Below are 14,521 nucleotides of genomic sequence, written 5' to 3'. Positions count from 1 at the left end.
CCTCAATTTATTCAGCGTGTTCTAAAAAGATGTTTTGTTAATTGCAGATTGCGTGCCAGTTTTTTATCTTATTGTTTTTACTATATAAATTTATTTGTGCTCATTAGTGAGTAGTCAAAATGACTATCAATAAAATGGTCGATATGACAATATCTATAGTCAAATTGACAGTGAGGCAAAGATGAGTTTTTCCGTTGATGTGCTGGCGAATATCGCCATCGAATTGCAGCGTGGGATTGGTCATCAGGATCGTTTTCAGCGCCTGATCACCACGCTGCGTCAGGTGCTGGAGTGCGATGCGTCTGCGTTGCTACGTTACGACTCGCGGCAGTTTATTCCGCTTGCCATCGACGGGCTGGCGAAGGATGTACTCGGCAGGCGTTTTGCGCTGGAAGGGCATCCACGGCTGGAAGCGATTGCCCGCGCGGGTGATGTGGTGCGTTTTCCCGCAGACAGCGAATTGCCCGATCCCTATGACGGTTTGATTCCTGGTCAGGAGAGTCTGAAGGTTCACGCCTGCGTTGGCCTGCCGTTGTTTGCCGGACAAAACCTGATCGGCGCACTGACGCTCGACGGGATGCAGCCCGATCAGTTCGATGTTTTCAGCGATGAAGAGTTACGGCTGATTGCCGCGCTGGCGGCGGGGGCGTTAAGCAATGCGTTACTGATTGAACAACTGGAAAGCCAGAATATGCTGCCGGGCGATGCCGCGCCGTTTGAAGCGGTGAAACAGATGCAGATGATTGGCTTGTCCCCAGGCATGACGCAACTGAAAAAAGAGATTGAGATTGTGGCGGCCTCCGATCTCAACGTCCTGATCAGCGGTGAGACGGGAACCGGTAAGGAGCTGGTGGCGAAAGCGATTCATGAAGCCTCGCCACGTGCGGTGAATCCGCTGGTCTATCTCAACTGTGCCGCACTGCCGGAAAGTGTGGCGGAAAGTGAATTGTTCGGGCATGTGAAAGGAGCGTTTACTGGCGCTATCAGTAACCGCAGCGGGAAGTTTGAAATGGCGGATAACGGCACGCTGTTTCTGGATGAGATCGGCGAGTTGTCGTTGGCATTGCAGGCCAAGCTGCTGAGGGTGTTGCAGTATGGCGATATTCAGCGCGTTGGCGATGACCGTAGTTTGCGGGTCGATGTGCGCGTGCTGGCGGCGACTAACCGCGACTTACGCGAAGAGGTGCTGGCAGGGCGATTTCGCGCTGACTTGTTCCACCGCCTGAGCGTGTTTCCGCTTTCGGTGCCGCCGCTGCGTGAGCGGGGCGATGACGTCATTCTGCTGGCGGGGTATTTCTGCGAGCAGTGCCGCCTGCGACTGGGGCTTTCTCGCGTGGTATTAAGCGCCGGAGCACGGAATTTATTGCAACACTATAGTTTTCCGGGGAACGTGCGTGAACTGGAACATGCTATTCATCGGGCGGTGGTGCTGGCGAGAGCGACCCGCAGCGGCGATGAAGTGATTCTCGAGGCGCAACATTTTGCTTTTCCAGAAGTGACGGTGCCGCCGCCAGAAGTGGCAGCGGTGCCCGTTGTTAAGCAAAACCTGCGTGAAGCGACAGAAGTGTTCCAGCGTGAAACTATTCGCCAGGCACTGGTGCAAAATCATCACAACTGGGCTGCCTGCGCACGGATGCTGGAAACTGACGTCGCCAACCTGCATCGGCTGGCGAAACGTCTGGGGTTGAAGGATTAAATAATCCCGGCCTGATAGAAATCCTGCAGGTTAATCGCGCCGGTGAGTTTGCCGTTTTCATCCACCACCGGTGCGGCGGTGATTTTGCGCTTCATCAGGATTTCTTTGGCGTCGATAGCGCGACTTTGTGCCTGTAATGTGGTGCCGCCTGCCGTCATCGCTTCATTCACCGGCGTGGTGAGTGCGCCGCCGCCAACCAGCCAGCGACGTAAATCGCCGTCAGTAAAGACGCCTTGTACCTGTTGTTGAGCGTCACATACTGCCACCAGCCCCAGACCGGTGCGGCTGAGTTCCAGCATCGCGTCCATCACGCTGGCGGTTAACGCTACCTGAGGGATGGCGTCATCACGGCGCATCAGATGATGCACTTTGTTCAGCAAGCGAGCGCCCAGCGCGCCGGCAGGGTGGGAGCGGGCAAAATCTTCTTCATTAAATCCGCGCGCCTGCATGACCGCCATCGCCAGCGCATCGCCCATCATCAGGGTATTGACGGTGCTGGAGGTCGGCGCAAGGTGCATCGGGCAGGCTTCGCGTTCTACGGAAATATCCAGCACCGCTTTCGCCGCCAGACCCAGCGGTGATGTCGGTTTGCCAGTCATCGCCAGCAGGGCGATAGATTTGTCTTCCAGACGCGGAATAATCAGATCCAGTTCCTTCGCGCCACCGGAGTAAGAGATAAACAGCATCACATCGCGGCTTTCAATCATCCCCAGATCGCCGTGCAGTGCTTCTGCGGGATGGACAAAAAAAGCCGGTGTGCCGGTACTGGCAAGCGTTGCGGCGATTTTCTTACCAATGTGGCCCGATTTGCCAATTCCCGAAACCACCACTTTGCCTTCGCAGTGCAGGATGATATTGGCGGCGCGAACAAAATCATCGCCCAGACGTTCCGGTAAACGGCTTGCTTCCTGCAACTCCAGTATTAACGTCTGACGTCCCGCGTTCAGTAGTGCTTCACTCATTGCTTTCTCCGGTTATGATCACGTCGATCCCTTTCTCTTCCAGCGCCTGACGAAACGCCGGATCGATACCTGCGTCGGTAATCAGTTTATCGACGCTTTCAAGACTGCAAACTACGTTGGGGCTTTTACGACCAAACTTCGATGAGTCAGCCATCAAAATCACTTCGCGCGCGGCATTACACATCGCCTTACTGACGGTATAAACCTCGTTGAACGTGGTTACGCCCGCATTGAGATCGATGCCGTCGGTGCCCATAAATAATTTATCGAAGGTGAAATGCTCGAAGGCATTCTCTGCCAGTTGCCCGTGAAATGAGGCCGATTTTTTGCGAAATGTTCCGCCTGGCATCAGGATGGTTTGTTCGTTATCCAGTTCGGATAGCGCGTTGACGATATGCAGGCTGTTGGTCATCACCGTGATGTTATTAAAGCGCGATAACATGGGGACCATCTGCAACACGGTACTGCCAGCATCGAGAATGATCGAATCGCCATCATGAATAAAACTAACGGCAGCTTCTGCAATCAGCTCTTTCTTATGGGTGTTGATGAGCGTTTTATGATCGATAGGCGGATCGGATTCCTCTTTATTTAACACCACGCCGCCATAGGTTCGGATGACGGTTCCGGCATGTTCCAGAATAACCAGATCTTTGCGAATGGTGGTGCCTGTGGTGTCAAAGTATTGCGCCAATTCTTCAACCGAGCATTTCCCCTGCTTTTGCAGATACTCCAGAATGGCGGCCTGACGCTGACGAGGTTTCATGGGCGTGATTACCTGATTTAGGTTTCAAAATGATAACTTCGCAAGCTAGTAACATTCACAACGAAATTATCTACGTTTCAGTTTAAGCGCCAATGATAGAGCATTCTGTGATAGTGGATCATGGGGAAAGATCACATCGGGCTTTAAATCACCAGAATACATACCCTTAATTGCGGGAATTTTTTGTGGTCGGGCGAAAACGGTCAGTCCTTTCATAAACAAGGTGTCGGTGACGCGCTGCTGATCGTCCAGGGCGATGGCGACCACGACCCGTGGCTTAAAGCGCCCACTGGAACGGCCTACACCGACGCGCCCTTGCTGGCAGAGCGCGTCGAAGGCTCGATTAAAACGAGAAATTTGCCAGCCGCCTAAGGCCAGTTGCGCACACCAGGCGATAACGGCGACGGTGATGAGAGCTGATACCATAACTTCTCCTAAATGTGGGTACGGTTTTCCCCCTCACCCCAAAGAGGCGAGGGGATCGTCCGAACCCTTTTTGAACATTGTCATCAGTCTGAAATCCTAAAAGGATCTCCGCTGTTGATCAGAACATCACCTGACCGCCAGTGACATTGATCGACTGTCCGGTGCAGTACGACGCCTTTGGACTGGCGTAGAACAGCAGCATATTCAGCACATCCTGATAATCGCAGCCGCGTTTGAGCGGTACTTTATCGATGTAATAGTGCTCGACTTCGTCCGGTTTGATACCCAGCTTGGTGGCGTATTGCGGCAACAGTGACTGGAACATCGGCGATTTCAGCAGGTTACCGAGCATCAGCGAATGCACCGTAATGCCGTACTCTGCCAGATCCAGCGCCAGTGATTGAGTCAGCCCTACGCCACCAAATTTCGCGGCGCTGTAGCCAGAGTTATGTTTACTGCCCACCTTGCCGGATTTCGAGTTGATCTGAATAATGCGTCCCTGAATGCCGTCGCGGATCATCAAACGCGAAAATTCACGCGCGCACAGGAAATAGCCCACCAGATTCACCTGTAGCGAACGGTCAAAATCGCCGAGCTGGAAATCGTTGATAAACGCTGCTTTTGCAATTCCGGCGCTGTAGACCAGTAAATCGACGCGACCAAAGATTTCATCTATCCCACGAGAGAGCGCCAGAACGCTCTGCTCGCTGGTGGCGTCAGCACCAAAACCGTACGCCGTTCCCTCACCATATTCGGCGTTAATTTCTTGCGCCACATTTGCGGCTTTGTCGCTCTGAATATCGACAACTGCCACACGATACCCCTCGGCAGCCAGACCATGGCACAGGAACGCGCCCAGAGTTTGCCCACCACCGATGACAACGGCAACCTGATTCATTTTTTACTCCTTAACAGATTCAAACTTCAAAACCGATCCCGGCGCGATATCGTCGGGTACAGGGCCTGCCACATGGACAGTGCCCGGAAATTCCGCTTCGCTTAAACCATCGAAGCGCAGGGTGACATGACCCAGTTCGCGAAGGTTGTCTTCCGCCACGCTGCCAACGGCGGTCACTGGATAGCGATGCTGCCCGAGTGAAAATTGCAAACCGGGATGGAGTTCTCCTTTCAATTCGCCGTGGCAATGGATGAAGCAATACTCTTCGAGATCCGCAGGTGCGCCTTCACGAAAGGTGATGAGCATCTGGTCGCTGAAGGCGTCAGTGGCGCTCGCGCCGATACGGGTGATGGTGGTCTGATAAATAACGGTCATGTTTCAGCCTCTATTGATAGATAAAACCGGAGACAAACCAGGCGATCAGTACAGTTGGTGCGCCGGTCAAAAAGCGGCTCACCAGTACAGAAGGGACCCCGACGCGAACCGTGTCCTGACGGGCTTCCGCCAGCGATAAACCGACCGGGATAAAGTCGCAGGCCGCCTGCGCGTTGATGGCAAACAGCGCCGGTAAAGCCAGATGCGGCGGAATATTGCCGAGACCAATCTGCACACCAATCAATACGCCGATAACCTGCGCGATAACGGCGCCAGGCCCAAGGAAAGGCGAAAGCAGCGGGAAGGAGCAGATAAGCGCCAGCATTACCAGCCCCAGTGGATGGCTCGCCAGCGGAGCAAGACCGTGGGCAATCCAGTCGCCAAGGCCGGAAGCCATAATGATGCCGATGAGCGCCGAGACGAACGCCATAAACGGCAGAATGGTTTTTAATACGGTGTCGATAGTGTCGCGCCCGGACTGAAACAGCACGGCAACGGCAGACCCCATGCCCATTCCCACTTTCGCCAGTAAACCATCGCTTTGTTCGGTGATTTTCTTGCTGGTGTCGTAGTCACGACCAACGGAAGAGGGTTGCGGAGTTTCAGCGCCGACCACAGTAATATTTTCTTCTTTCACGCCAGAGACATAAATATCTTCCACGATGTACTGCGCCAGCGGACCGGACTTGCCCGTCGAGTGGATATTAATGGTGGGAATACGCCGTTTTGGATAGATGCCGCAGCGCAGTGTGCCGCCGCAGTCGATTACTGCAACGCCGATTTCCGCTTCCGCAGGTTCACCTTCTTTAAAGCCGTCGATAGTCTGCCAGCCAGTAAGCTGTGCCAGTTTGTCGACAATTGCAGGCCGGGTTCCGGCGGTGATATAGACGATTTTTTTACCTGGCGTGGCTTCCAGTTCAAGCGGGCCACCCCAGCCACCAGTGCCTTTTTCGATCCGAATACGCGTCATGATGTCGCTCCAGCCAGGTGAACTTTTTGTTCAAGTTGAATGCCCATTTTTTTCTCAAAAATGGCGGTGGTCAGGTCGGTCACCCAGCCACGGAAGAAGTTCGTAATCAGACCAACCAGCAGGTAGCTCACTGCCAGTGGGCCAAGTGGCAGATTCAGCGTCGTCAGACCGCTGGCAATTCCCAGATAAACAAACAGTTCGCCGGGGTTGATATGAGGGAAGAGACCGTTCATTGAGTGGCAGCTATAAGAAGCCGCCGCGTAATAGCTGGGTTTGAACTTTTCCGGCATAAAACGGCCCAGGCTTAAGGTCATTGGGTTACAAAAAACAAACGTGCCAATACACGGTAATAGCAGGTAACGGGAAACAGGATTGCCGGCGCAACGTTGAGCAAATCGTTCAATGCGGTGCTGCCCGATAAAATTAATCAGCGCGTTCATGATTACCAGCAGGCTTATCAACAGCGGAAGAATGCCGGTCACCATCCCGGTAAACACCTCTCCACCTTTCTGGAACAGCCCGATGAACCACTCTGCGCCATGAGTAATGGTTTCTATCATTGTTCTCTCCTTTAAAATTTATTGTTTTATTACCAAACGGCAACACAATCTAATCAGATTGAAAGATTTAAAAGTGTTATTTTGATCGCAAAATGAAAGATAAATATTTTAATTTGAAAGTTTGGTTGAAAGGATGGTGAGGAAGGTGATTTGTGTTATGTAAAGTCCGTATTGGGCAGTGACTACCGCTTCCTTGTGCGGGGCGGGATGCTTTACCATACTTGCCCCTGGTTGAATCTGTTAAATGGACTCCTCATGTTCAAGCGTCGTTATGTAACATTGCTTCCCCTTTTTGTGTTGCTTGCCGCCTGTAGCAGCAAGCCAAAACCTACTGAGACTGAAACGACCACCGGAACGCCGTCCGGCGGCTTCCTGCTTGAGCCGCAGCACAATGTGATGCAGATGGGCGGTGACTTTGCTAACAACCCGAATGCGCAGCAGTTCATCGACAAAATGGTGAAAAAACACGGCTTCAATCGTCAGCAGTTGCAGGAAATCCTCTCCCAGGCGAAACGTCTGGATTCGGTACTGCGGCTGATGGATAACCAGGCACCAACCACATCGGTGAAGCCGCCATCTGGCCCGAACGGCGCATGGCTGCGTTATCGCAAAAAATTTATTACTCCGGATAACGTGCAGAACGGCGTGGTTTTCTGGAACCAGTATGAAGATGCGCTGAATCGCGCGTGGCAGGTGTATGGCGTACCGCCGGAAATTATCGTCGGGATTATCGGCGTTGAAACCCGCTGGGGACGCGTGATGGGTAAAACTCGCATCCTCGATGCGTTGGCGACGCTGTCATTTAACTACCCGCGCCGCGCGGAGTATTTCTCTGGTGAACTGGAAACCTTCCTGCTAATGGCGCGCGATGAGCAGGACGATCCGCTCAATCTGAAAGGTTCCTTTGCCGGTGCAATGGGCTACGGTCAGTTTATGCCATCGTCTTACAAACAATACGCAGTGGATTTCAGCGGCGACGGGCATATCAACCTGTGGGACCCGGTTGATGCCATTGGCAGCGTGGCGAACTATTTCAAAGCGCATGGCTGGGTGAAAGGCGATCAGGTCGCTGTAATGGCAAATGGTCAGGCTCCGGGCTTGCCAAATGGCTTCAAAACCAAGTACAGCATTTCACAACTTGCAGCGGCAGGGCTGACGCCACAGCAGCCACTGGGCAATCATCAGCAGGCCAGCTTGCTGCGTCTGGATGTCGGGACGGGGTATCAGTACTGGTACGGTTTGCCGAACTTCTACACTATTACCCGTTACAACCACAGCACTCACTACGCAATGGCGGTCTGGCAGTTAGGACAAGCCGTGGCGCTGGCGCGCGTACAGTAATTATTTGCAAGAGGGAGGTTAAACCTCCCTCTGCTATCTTACTGTTTATTCGAAAGAGATTGCTGACGTAATTGTTTGATTTTCTTAGACAGCGACACTGTATATCCCAGGCAGACAACGCCTAACGCAGCCTGACCAAAATCGAAAGGTTCAAGATAGCCGGAAGATAAAATCTTACATACCACTGCAACCAGGGCGCTGACGCCGCCAATGGTGACCCACATACGCATTTGCGTGGTCTGTTTGAGTACGTTTTGTGGGGTGTTATCCGTTTTCTTTGTTGCCATTACTTTTCTCTCCCTGTGAATACATATCAATGCGAACGCGGCATGGTAGCCTTTTTTCTTTACTGGTTGGTCGTAACAGTCTTATTTCGGAATGCGACTCGTAAAATGAATCGCTCGTCCCCATCTTTTACGGGAAAGTGCTATCTTGTCCGGCATAAATATCTGACTGACAGAGGTTGTGATGACTGACAGTGAACTGATGCAATTAAGCGGACAGGTAGGGCAGGCGCTGAAAGCCCGTGGCGCAATCGTAACAACCGCTGAGTCTTGTACCGGTGGCTGGGTAGCGAAAGTTATTACTGATATTGCTGGCAGTTCCGCCTGGTTTGAACGCGGATTTGTCACCTACAGTAACGAGGCCAAATCGCAGATGATCGGCGTGCGAGATGAGACGCTGGTGCAGCATGGCGCGGTGAGTGAACCCGTCGTGGTGGAAATGGCGATTGGCGCCCTGAAAGCGGCTCGTGCCGATTATGCCGTTTCTATCAGCGGTATCGCCGGGCCGGATGGCGGCAGCGAAGAGAAGCCAGTTGGCACTGTCTGGTTTGCTTTTGCTTCAGCCAGCGGCGAAGGTATTACCCGCCGGGAATGCTTCAGCGGTGACCGTGATGCGGTGCGTCGGAAGGCGACGGCTTATGCATTGCAGACGTTGTGGCAACAATTTCTACAAAACACTTGATACTGTATGAGCATACAGTATAATTGCTTCAACAGAATATATTGACTATCCGGTAATACCCGGCATGACAGGAGTAAAAATGGCTATCGACGAAAACAAACAGAAAGCGTTGGCGGCAGCACTGGGCCAGATTGAGAAACAATTTGGTAAAGGCTCCATCATGCGCCTGGGTGAAGACCGTTCTATGGATGTGGAAACCATCTCTACCGGTTCGCTTTCACTGGATATCGCGCTCGGGGCAGGCGGTCTGCCGATGGGGCGTATTGTCGAAATCTACGGACCGGAATCTTCCGGTAAAACGACACTGACGCTGCAGGTTATTGCCGCTGCGCAGCGCGAAGGTAAAACTTGTGCGTTTATCGATGCTGAACACGCGCTGGACCCGGTCTACGCACGTAAACTGGGTGTCGATATCGATAACCTGTTGTGCTCTCAGCCGGACACCGGCGAGCAGGCACTGGAAATCTGTGACGCCCTGGCGCGTTCTGGCGCCGTAGACGTTATCGTCGTTGACTCCGTTGCGGCACTGACGCCGAAAGCGGAAATCGAAGGCGAAATCGGCGACTCTCATATGGGCCTTGCGGCACGTATGATGAGCCAGGCGATGCGTAAGCTGGCGGGTAACCTGAAACAGTCCAACACGCTGCTGATCTTCATCAACCAGATCCGTATGAAAATTGGTGTGATGTTCGGTAACCCGGAAACCACAACCGGTGGTAACGCGCTGAAATTCTACGCCTCTGTTCGTCTTGATATCCGTCGTATCGGCGCGGTGAAAGAGGGCGAAAACGTGGTGGGTAGCGAAACCCGCGTGAAAGTGGTGAAGAACAAAATCGCTGCGCCATTTAAACAGGCTGAATTCCAGATCCTCTACGGCGAAGGTATTAACTTCTACGGCGAGCTGGTTGATCTGGGCGTGAAAGAGAAGCTGATCGAGAAAGCGGGTGCATGGTACAGCTACAAAGGCGAGAAAATCGGCCAGGGTAAAGCGAATGCAACTGCATGGCTGAAAGACAACCCGGAAACCGCGAAAGAGATCGAGAAGAAAGTGCGTGAGCTGCTGCTGAGCAACCCGAACTCAACGCCGGATTTCTCTGTTGATGACAGCGAAGGCGTAGCAGAAACTAACGAAGATTTTTAATCGTTAGTTATTGATGATAATAGATAATGTGTGCACGGACGGTCCCCTCGCCCCTTTGGGGAGAGGGTTAGGGTGAGGGGAACAGGCCAGCACTGGCGTGAAAAATTACTCTCACCTCGATCCTCTGAGTAGCAGGGCCTGCGGGGAAATCCTGCCACTCATTGACTATTAAACCTGTTTGTCAGCAAAAGGGTCGCATTTGCGACCCTTTTGCTTTTTAAGTTTTAAGGATATGCCATGACAGAATCAACATCCCGTCGTCCGGCATATGCTCGCCTGTTGGATCGTGCGGTACGCATTCTGGCGGTACGCGATCACAGCGAGCAAGAATTGCGACGTAAACTCGCAGCACCGATTATGGGCAAAAATGGCCCGGAAGAGATTGATGCCACGGCAGAGGATTATGAACGTGTTATTGCCTGGTGCCATGAACATGGCTATCTCGATGACAGCCGATTTGTTGCGCGCTTTATCGCCAGCCGTAGCCGTAAAGGTTATGGACCAGCGCGTATTCGTCAGGAACTGAACCAGAAAGGTATCTCCCGAGAGGCCACAGAAAAAGCGATGCGTGAATGTGACATCGACTGGTGCGAACTGGCGCGCGATCAGGCTACGCGAAAATATGGCGAACCACTGCCAACAGTCTTTTCAGAAAAAGTTAAGATCCAGCGTTTTCTGCTCTATCGTGGCTATCTGATGGAAGATATCCAGGAGATTTGGCGAAATTTTGCCGACTGAACGCATACGGTATTTTACTTCCCAGTCAAGAAAACTTATCTTATTCCCACTTTTCAGTTACCAGCCCAGCGGTTATTAACTTGCTGCTGCTGGTGGCGATATTTCGTTAGCTTGATTTCAGGATAATTATGAGCAAGAGCACCGCTGAGATCCGTCAGGCGTTTCTCGACTTTTTCCATAGTAAGGGACATCAGGTAGTTGCCAGCAGCTCCCTGGTCCCCCATAACGACCCAACTTTGTTGTTTACCAACGCCGGGATGAACCAGTTCAAGGATGTGTTCCTTGGGCTCGACAAGCGTAATTATTCCCGCGCTACCACCTCCCAACGCTGCGTGCGTGCGGGGGGTAAACACAACGACCTGGAAAACGTCGGTTACACCGCGCGTCACCATACCTTCTTCGAGATGCTGGGCAACTTCAGCTTCGGCGACTATTTCAAACACGATGCCATTCAGTTTGCATGGGAATTACTGACCAGCGAAAAATGGTTTGCTCTGCCGAAAGAGCGTCTGTGGGTTACCGTCTATGAAAGCGACGACGAAGCCTACGAAATCTGGGAAAAAGAAGTTGGTATCCCGCGCGAACGTATTATTCGCATCGGTGATAACAAAGGTGCGCCATACGCGTCTGACAACTTTTGGCAGATGGGTGACACTGGTCCGTGCGGCCCGTGTACTGAAATTTTCTACGATCATGGTGACCACATCTGGGGTGGCCCTCCGGGAAGCCCGGAAGAAGACGGCGACCGCTATATTGAGATCTGGAACATCGTCTTCATGCAGTTCAACCGTCAGGCTGATGGCACGATGGAACCGCTGCCGAAGCCGTCTGTAGATACCGGTATGGGTCTGGAGCGTATTGCTGCGGTGCTGCAACACGTTAACTCTAACTATGACATCGACCTGTTCCGCACGCTGATCCAGGCGGTAGCAAAAGTCACTGGCGCGACCGATCTAAGCAATAAATCGCTGCGCGTAATCGCTGACCACATTCGTTCTTGTGCGTTCCTGATAGCGGATGGCGTAATGCCGTCCAACGAAAACCGTGGTTATGTACTGCGTCGTATCATTCGTCGCGCGGTGCGTCACGGCAATATGCTGGGCGCGAAAGAAACCTTCTTCTACAAGCTGGTGGGGCCACTGATCGAGGTCATGGGCTCTGCGGGTGAAGACCTGAAACGCCAACAGGCTCAGGTTGAGCAGGTGCTGAAAACTGAAGAAGAGCAGTTTGCGCGTACTCTGGAGCGCGGTCTGGCGCTGCTGGATGAAGAGCTGGCGAAACTTTCTGGCGATACGCTGGATGGCGAAACTGCTTTCCGTTTGTACGACACTTACGGCTTCCCGGTTGACCTGACGGCTGACGTTTGTCGTGAGCGCAACATCAAAGTTGACGAAGCTGGCTTTGAAGCAGCAATGGAAGAGCAGCGTCGTCGTGCGCGCGAAGCCAGCGGCTTTGGTGCTGATTACAACGCAATGATCCGTGTTGACAGTGCATCTGAATTTAAAGGCTATGACCATCTGGAACTGAACGGCAAAGTGACCGCGCTGTTTGTTGATGGTAAAGCGGTTGATGCCATCAATGCAGGCCAGGAAGCGGTAGTCGTGCTGGATCAAACGCCATTCTATGCAGAATCTGGCGGTCAGGTTGGCGATAAAGGCGAACTGAAAGGCGCAAACTTCTCCTTTGCGGTAGAAGATACGCAGAAATACGGCCAGGCGATTGGCCACATCGGTAAACTTGCTGCGGGTTCTCTGAAAGTGGGCGACGCGGTGCAGGCCGATGTTGATGAAGCGCGCCGTGCTCGTATTCGTCTGAATCACTCCGCAACGCACTTGATGCATGCTGCGCTGCGCCAGATTCTGGGTACTCATGTATCGCAGAAAGGTTCTCTGGTTAACGACAAAGTGCTGCGTTTCGACTTCTCACATAATGAAGCGATGAAACCAGAGGAAATTCGTGCCGTTGAGGATCTGGTGAACGCACAAATTCGTCGTAACTTGCCGATCGAAACCAACATCATGGATCTCGAGGCTGCGAAAGCGAAAGGCGCGATGGCGCTATTTGGCGAGAAGTATGATGAACGTGTACGTGTACTGAGCATGGGCGATTTCTCCACAGAGCTGTGTGGCGGTACTCACGCCAGCCGCACCGGTGATATCGGTCTGTTCCGTATTATCTCTGAATCGGGTACTGCTGCGGGCGTTCGTCGTATCGAAGCTGTAACCGGAGAAGGTGCTATTGCCACCGTTCATGCAGACAGCGATCGCTTAAGCGAAGTTGCGCATCTGCTGAAAGGCGATAGCAATAATCTGGCTGATAAAGTTCGTTCAGTACTGGAACGTACGCGTCAGTTGGAAAAAGAGCTACAACAGCTTAAAGAACAGGCTGCCGCGCAGGAGAGTGCAAATCTTTCCAGTAAGGCAATTGATGTTAATGGTGTTAAGCTGTTGGTTAGCGAGCTTAACGGTGTTGAGCCGAAGATGTTGCGTACCATGGTTGACGATTTAAAAAATCAGCTGGGGTCGACAATTATCGTGCTGGCAACGGTAGCCGAAGGTAAGGTTTCTCTGATTGCAGGCGTATCTAAGGACGTCACAGATCGTGTGAAAGCAGGGGAACTGATTGGTATGGTCGCTCAGCAGGTGGGCGGCAAGGGTGGTGGACGTCCTGACATGGCGCAAGCCGGTGGTACGGATGCTGCGGCCTTACCTGCAGCGTTAGCCAGTGTGAAAGGCTGGGTCAGCGCGAAATTGCAATAATATTAGCGTCAGGCAATGCCGTGGACTTGCTCCACGGCATTCGCATCAACGCTATCGACAACGATAAAGTCAGGTTGAAGTTGTGTATATCGGCTAAACTTAGGTTTAACAGAATGTAATGCCATGACTGCTTACATGTAATGTGTTTGTCATTGCTTACTTTTTGGCGTTATATGATGGATAATGCCGGGATACAGAGAGACCCGACTCTTTTAATCTTTCAAGGAGCAAAGAATGCTGATTCTGACTCGTCGAGTTGGTGAGACCCTCATGATTGGGGATGAGGTCACCGTGACAGTTTTAGGGGTAAAGGGCAACCAGGTACGTATTGGCGTAAATGCCCCGAAGGAAGTTTCTGTTCACCGTGAAGAGATCTACCAGCGTATCCAGGCTGAAAAATCCCAGCAGTCCAGTTACTAATCTTTCCGCGTCTCATCTTTAACGGTGAGACGCACCCTCAAAATCTCTCCTTCACTTCATTTTCTTTTCGCGTTACTCCCGTTCATTCAACGTTAACATCCATTTTTCTGCATCACGCCTGCCTGTCATAGGCCATTTTTTCTGTTGATAAAACACTCTTTTTGACGTTTTTACAGTCTAATTGAGCGTGAAGTGTGCAAACGATAAAAGTGTGGGAAAAATTGTTTGACTTATAAGTCTCAGAAAGTAATATGTGCGCCACGCAGCGACGATGAGCGATAAACAAGTTCTTCGAAGCACTCGTAAGAGGCGTGTGGTGAGGTGGCCGAGAGGCTGAAGGCGCTCCCCTGCTAAGGGAGTATGCGGTCAAAAGCTGCATCCGGGGTTCGAATCCCCGCCTCACCGCCATTTGCATCCGTAGCTCAGCTGGATAGAGTACTCGGCTACGAACCGAGCGGTCGGAGGTTCGAATCCTCCCGGATGCACCATCTCTTACTTGATAT

General features: G+C 52.2%; 15 protein-coding genes and 2 tRNA genes. 9 read left to right on the top strand and 8 right to left on the bottom strand.

The window, feature by feature from the left end:
- The first annotated feature begins 181 nt into the window (after nt 1–181).
- Nucleotides 182–1,696 carry a nitric oxide reductase transcriptional regulator NorR gene (gene norR / locus WC5_RS19935; protein WP_000010718.1) on the top strand — a complete coding sequence of 505 codons (1,515 nt, stop codon included), beginning with the start codon at nt 182–184 and terminating at the stop codon, nt 1,694–1,696.
- Here the strand turns inward: norR and gutQ are convergent.
- From gutQ to srlA, 7 genes are all read right to left on the bottom strand, one after another.
- Nucleotides 1,693–2,658, bottom strand: a complete 966-nt coding sequence (gene gutQ, locus WC5_RS19940; protein ID WP_001287396.1) for an arabinose-5-phosphate isomerase GutQ — start codon at nt 2,656–2,658, stop codon at nt 1,693–1,695. The genes norR and gutQ overlap by 4 nt on opposite strands.
- The gene (gene srlR, locus WC5_RS19945; RefSeq protein WP_000804555.1) at nt 2,651–3,424 is read right to left on the bottom strand and encodes a glucitol operon DNA-binding transcriptional repressor SrlR; all 774 of its coding nucleotides are present in this window, start codon (nt 3,422–3,424) and stop codon (nt 2,651–2,653) included. The genes gutQ and srlR overlap by 8 nt, the downstream gene beginning before the upstream one ends.
- A gap of 66 nt (nt 3,425–3,490) precedes the next feature.
- Entirely contained in the window at nt 3,491–3,850 is a 360-nt protein-coding gene (gene gutM / locus WC5_RS19950; RefSeq protein WP_000252898.1) for a transcriptional regulator GutM, read from the bottom strand.
- A 118-nt stretch (nt 3,851–3,968) separates the two neighbouring features.
- Entirely contained in the window at nt 3,969–4,748 is a 780-nt protein-coding gene (gene srlD / locus WC5_RS19955; RefSeq protein WP_016231400.1) for a sorbitol-6-phosphate dehydrogenase, read from the bottom strand.
- Nucleotides 4,749–4,751: 3 nt separating this feature from the next.
- A complete protein-coding gene (gene srlB / locus WC5_RS19960) occupies nt 4,752–5,123 on the bottom strand; it encodes a PTS glucitol/sorbitol transporter subunit IIA (RefSeq protein WP_000216195.1) in 372 nt (123 codons plus the stop codon).
- 10 nt (nt 5,124–5,133) lie between these two features.
- Nucleotides 5,134–6,093 carry a PTS glucitol/sorbitol transporter subunit IIB gene (gene srlE / locus WC5_RS19965; RefSeq protein ID WP_000196941.1) on the bottom strand — a complete coding sequence of 320 codons (960 nt, stop codon included), beginning with the start codon at nt 6,091–6,093 and terminating at the stop codon, nt 5,134–5,136.
- Nucleotides 6,090–6,653 (bottom strand): PTS glucitol/sorbitol transporter subunit IIC, encoded by a 564-nt coding sequence (gene srlA / locus WC5_RS19970; RefSeq protein WP_000573312.1) that lies wholly within the window; start codon nt 6,651–6,653, stop codon nt 6,090–6,092. Before srlA ends, srlE begins: the two co-directional genes overlap by 4 nt.
- A gap of 255 nt (nt 6,654–6,908) precedes the next feature.
- Between srlA and mltB the strand changes: the two genes are divergently transcribed.
- Nucleotides 6,909–7,994 (top strand): lytic murein transglycosylase B, encoded by a 1,086-nt coding sequence (mltB, locus tag WC5_RS19975; RefSeq protein WP_000476834.1) that lies wholly within the window; start codon nt 6,909–6,911, stop codon nt 7,992–7,994.
- Nucleotides 7,995–8,032: 38 nt separating this feature from the next.
- Here mltB and WC5_RS19980 read toward each other — a convergent pair whose 3' ends face one another.
- The gene (locus WC5_RS19980) at nt 8,033–8,281 is read right to left on the bottom strand and encodes a hypothetical protein (protein ID WP_000201681.1); all 249 of its coding nucleotides are present in this window, start codon (nt 8,279–8,281) and stop codon (nt 8,033–8,035) included.
- A gap of 181 nt (nt 8,282–8,462) precedes the next feature.
- Between WC5_RS19980 and pncC the strand changes: the two genes are divergently transcribed.
- The 7 genes from pncC to WC5_RS20015 all read left to right on the top strand — a co-directional run bounded on the left by pncC (nt 8,463) and on the right by WC5_RS20015 (nt 14,506).
- Nucleotides 8,463–8,960 carry a nicotinamide-nucleotide amidase gene (gene pncC, locus WC5_RS19985; protein WP_010352020.1) on the top strand — a complete coding sequence of 166 codons (498 nt, stop codon included), beginning with the start codon at nt 8,463–8,465 and terminating at the stop codon, nt 8,958–8,960.
- Nucleotides 8,961–9,039: 79 nt separating this feature from the next.
- Nucleotides 9,040–10,101, top strand: coding sequence for a recombinase RecA (gene recA / locus WC5_RS19990; RefSeq protein ID WP_000963153.1), 1,062 nt, complete (start codon nt 9,040–9,042; stop codon nt 10,099–10,101).
- Nucleotides 10,102–10,338: 237 nt separating this feature from the next.
- Nucleotides 10,339–10,839, top strand: a complete 501-nt coding sequence (gene recX, locus WC5_RS19995) for a recombination regulator RecX (RefSeq protein ID WP_000140512.1) — start codon at nt 10,339–10,341, stop codon at nt 10,837–10,839.
- Nucleotides 10,840–10,967: 128 nt separating this feature from the next.
- Nucleotides 10,968–13,598 (top strand): alanine--tRNA ligase, encoded by a 2,631-nt coding sequence (gene alaS, locus WC5_RS20000; RefSeq protein WP_000047207.1) that lies wholly within the window; start codon nt 10,968–10,970, stop codon nt 13,596–13,598.
- Between the two features lie 234 nt (nt 13,599–13,832).
- Complete coding sequence (gene csrA / locus WC5_RS20005) at nt 13,833–14,018, top strand: carbon storage regulator CsrA (protein WP_000906486.1); 186 nt, start codon at nt 13,833–13,835, stop codon at nt 14,016–14,018.
- 315 nt (nt 14,019–14,333) lie between these two features.
- Nucleotides 14,334–14,426: transfer RNA gene (locus tag WC5_RS20010), tRNA-Ser, on the top strand.
- A 3-nt stretch (nt 14,427–14,429) separates the two neighbouring features.
- Nucleotides 14,430–14,506, top strand: a tRNA-Arg gene (locus WC5_RS20015).
- Nucleotides 14,507–14,521 lie beyond the last annotated feature (15 nt).

The organism is Escherichia sp. KTE114 (genome assembly GCF_000407765.1).
GTDB lineage: Bacteria > Pseudomonadota > Gammaproteobacteria > Enterobacterales > Enterobacteriaceae > Escherichia > Escherichia ruysiae.
This window is presented reverse-complemented; position numbering and strand designations above follow the sequence as displayed.

Excerpts from the sequence above, each read along its gene's own strand:
- norR (WP_000010718.1), top strand. The coding sequence starts at position 182 with ATGAGTTTTTCCGTTGATGTGCTGGCGAATATCGCCATCGAATTGCAG.
- gutQ (WP_001287396.1), bottom strand. The coding sequence starts at position 2,658 with ATGAGTGAAGCACTACTGAACGCGGGACGTCAGACGTTAATACTGGAG.
- srlR (WP_000804555.1), bottom strand. The coding sequence starts at position 3,424 with ATGAAACCTCGTCAGCGTCAGGCCGCCATTCTGGAGTATCTGCAAAAG.
- gutM (WP_000252898.1), bottom strand. The coding sequence starts at position 3,850 with ATGGTATCAGCTCTCATCACCGTCGCCGTTATCGCCTGGTGTGCGCAA.
- srlD (WP_016231400.1), bottom strand. The coding sequence starts at position 4,748 with ATGAATCAGGTTGCCGTTGTCATCGGTGGTGGGCAAACTCTGGGCGCG.
- srlB (WP_000216195.1), bottom strand. The coding sequence starts at position 5,123 with ATGACCGTTATTTATCAGACCACCATCACCCGTATCGGCGCGAGCGCC.
- srlE (WP_000196941.1), bottom strand. The coding sequence starts at position 6,093 with ATGACGCGTATTCGGATCGAAAAAGGCACTGGTGGCTGGGGTGGCCCG.
- srlA (WP_000573312.1), bottom strand. The coding sequence starts at position 6,653 with ATGATAGAAACCATTACTCATGGCGCAGAGTGGTTCATCGGGCTGTTC.
- mltB (WP_000476834.1), top strand. The coding sequence starts at position 6,909 with ATGTTCAAGCGTCGTTATGTAACATTGCTTCCCCTTTTTGTGTTGCTT.
- WC5_RS19980 (WP_000201681.1), bottom strand. The coding sequence starts at position 8,281 with ATGGCAACAAAGAAAACGGATAACACCCCACAAAACGTACTCAAACAG.
- pncC (WP_010352020.1), top strand. The coding sequence starts at position 8,463 with ATGACTGACAGTGAACTGATGCAATTAAGCGGACAGGTAGGGCAGGCG.
- recA (WP_000963153.1), top strand. The coding sequence starts at position 9,040 with ATGGCTATCGACGAAAACAAACAGAAAGCGTTGGCGGCAGCACTGGGC.
- recX (WP_000140512.1), top strand. The coding sequence starts at position 10,339 with ATGACAGAATCAACATCCCGTCGTCCGGCATATGCTCGCCTGTTGGAT.
- alaS (WP_000047207.1), top strand. The coding sequence starts at position 10,968 with ATGAGCAAGAGCACCGCTGAGATCCGTCAGGCGTTTCTCGACTTTTTC.
- csrA (WP_000906486.1), top strand. The coding sequence starts at position 13,833 with ATGCTGATTCTGACTCGTCGAGTTGGTGAGACCCTCATGATTGGGGAT.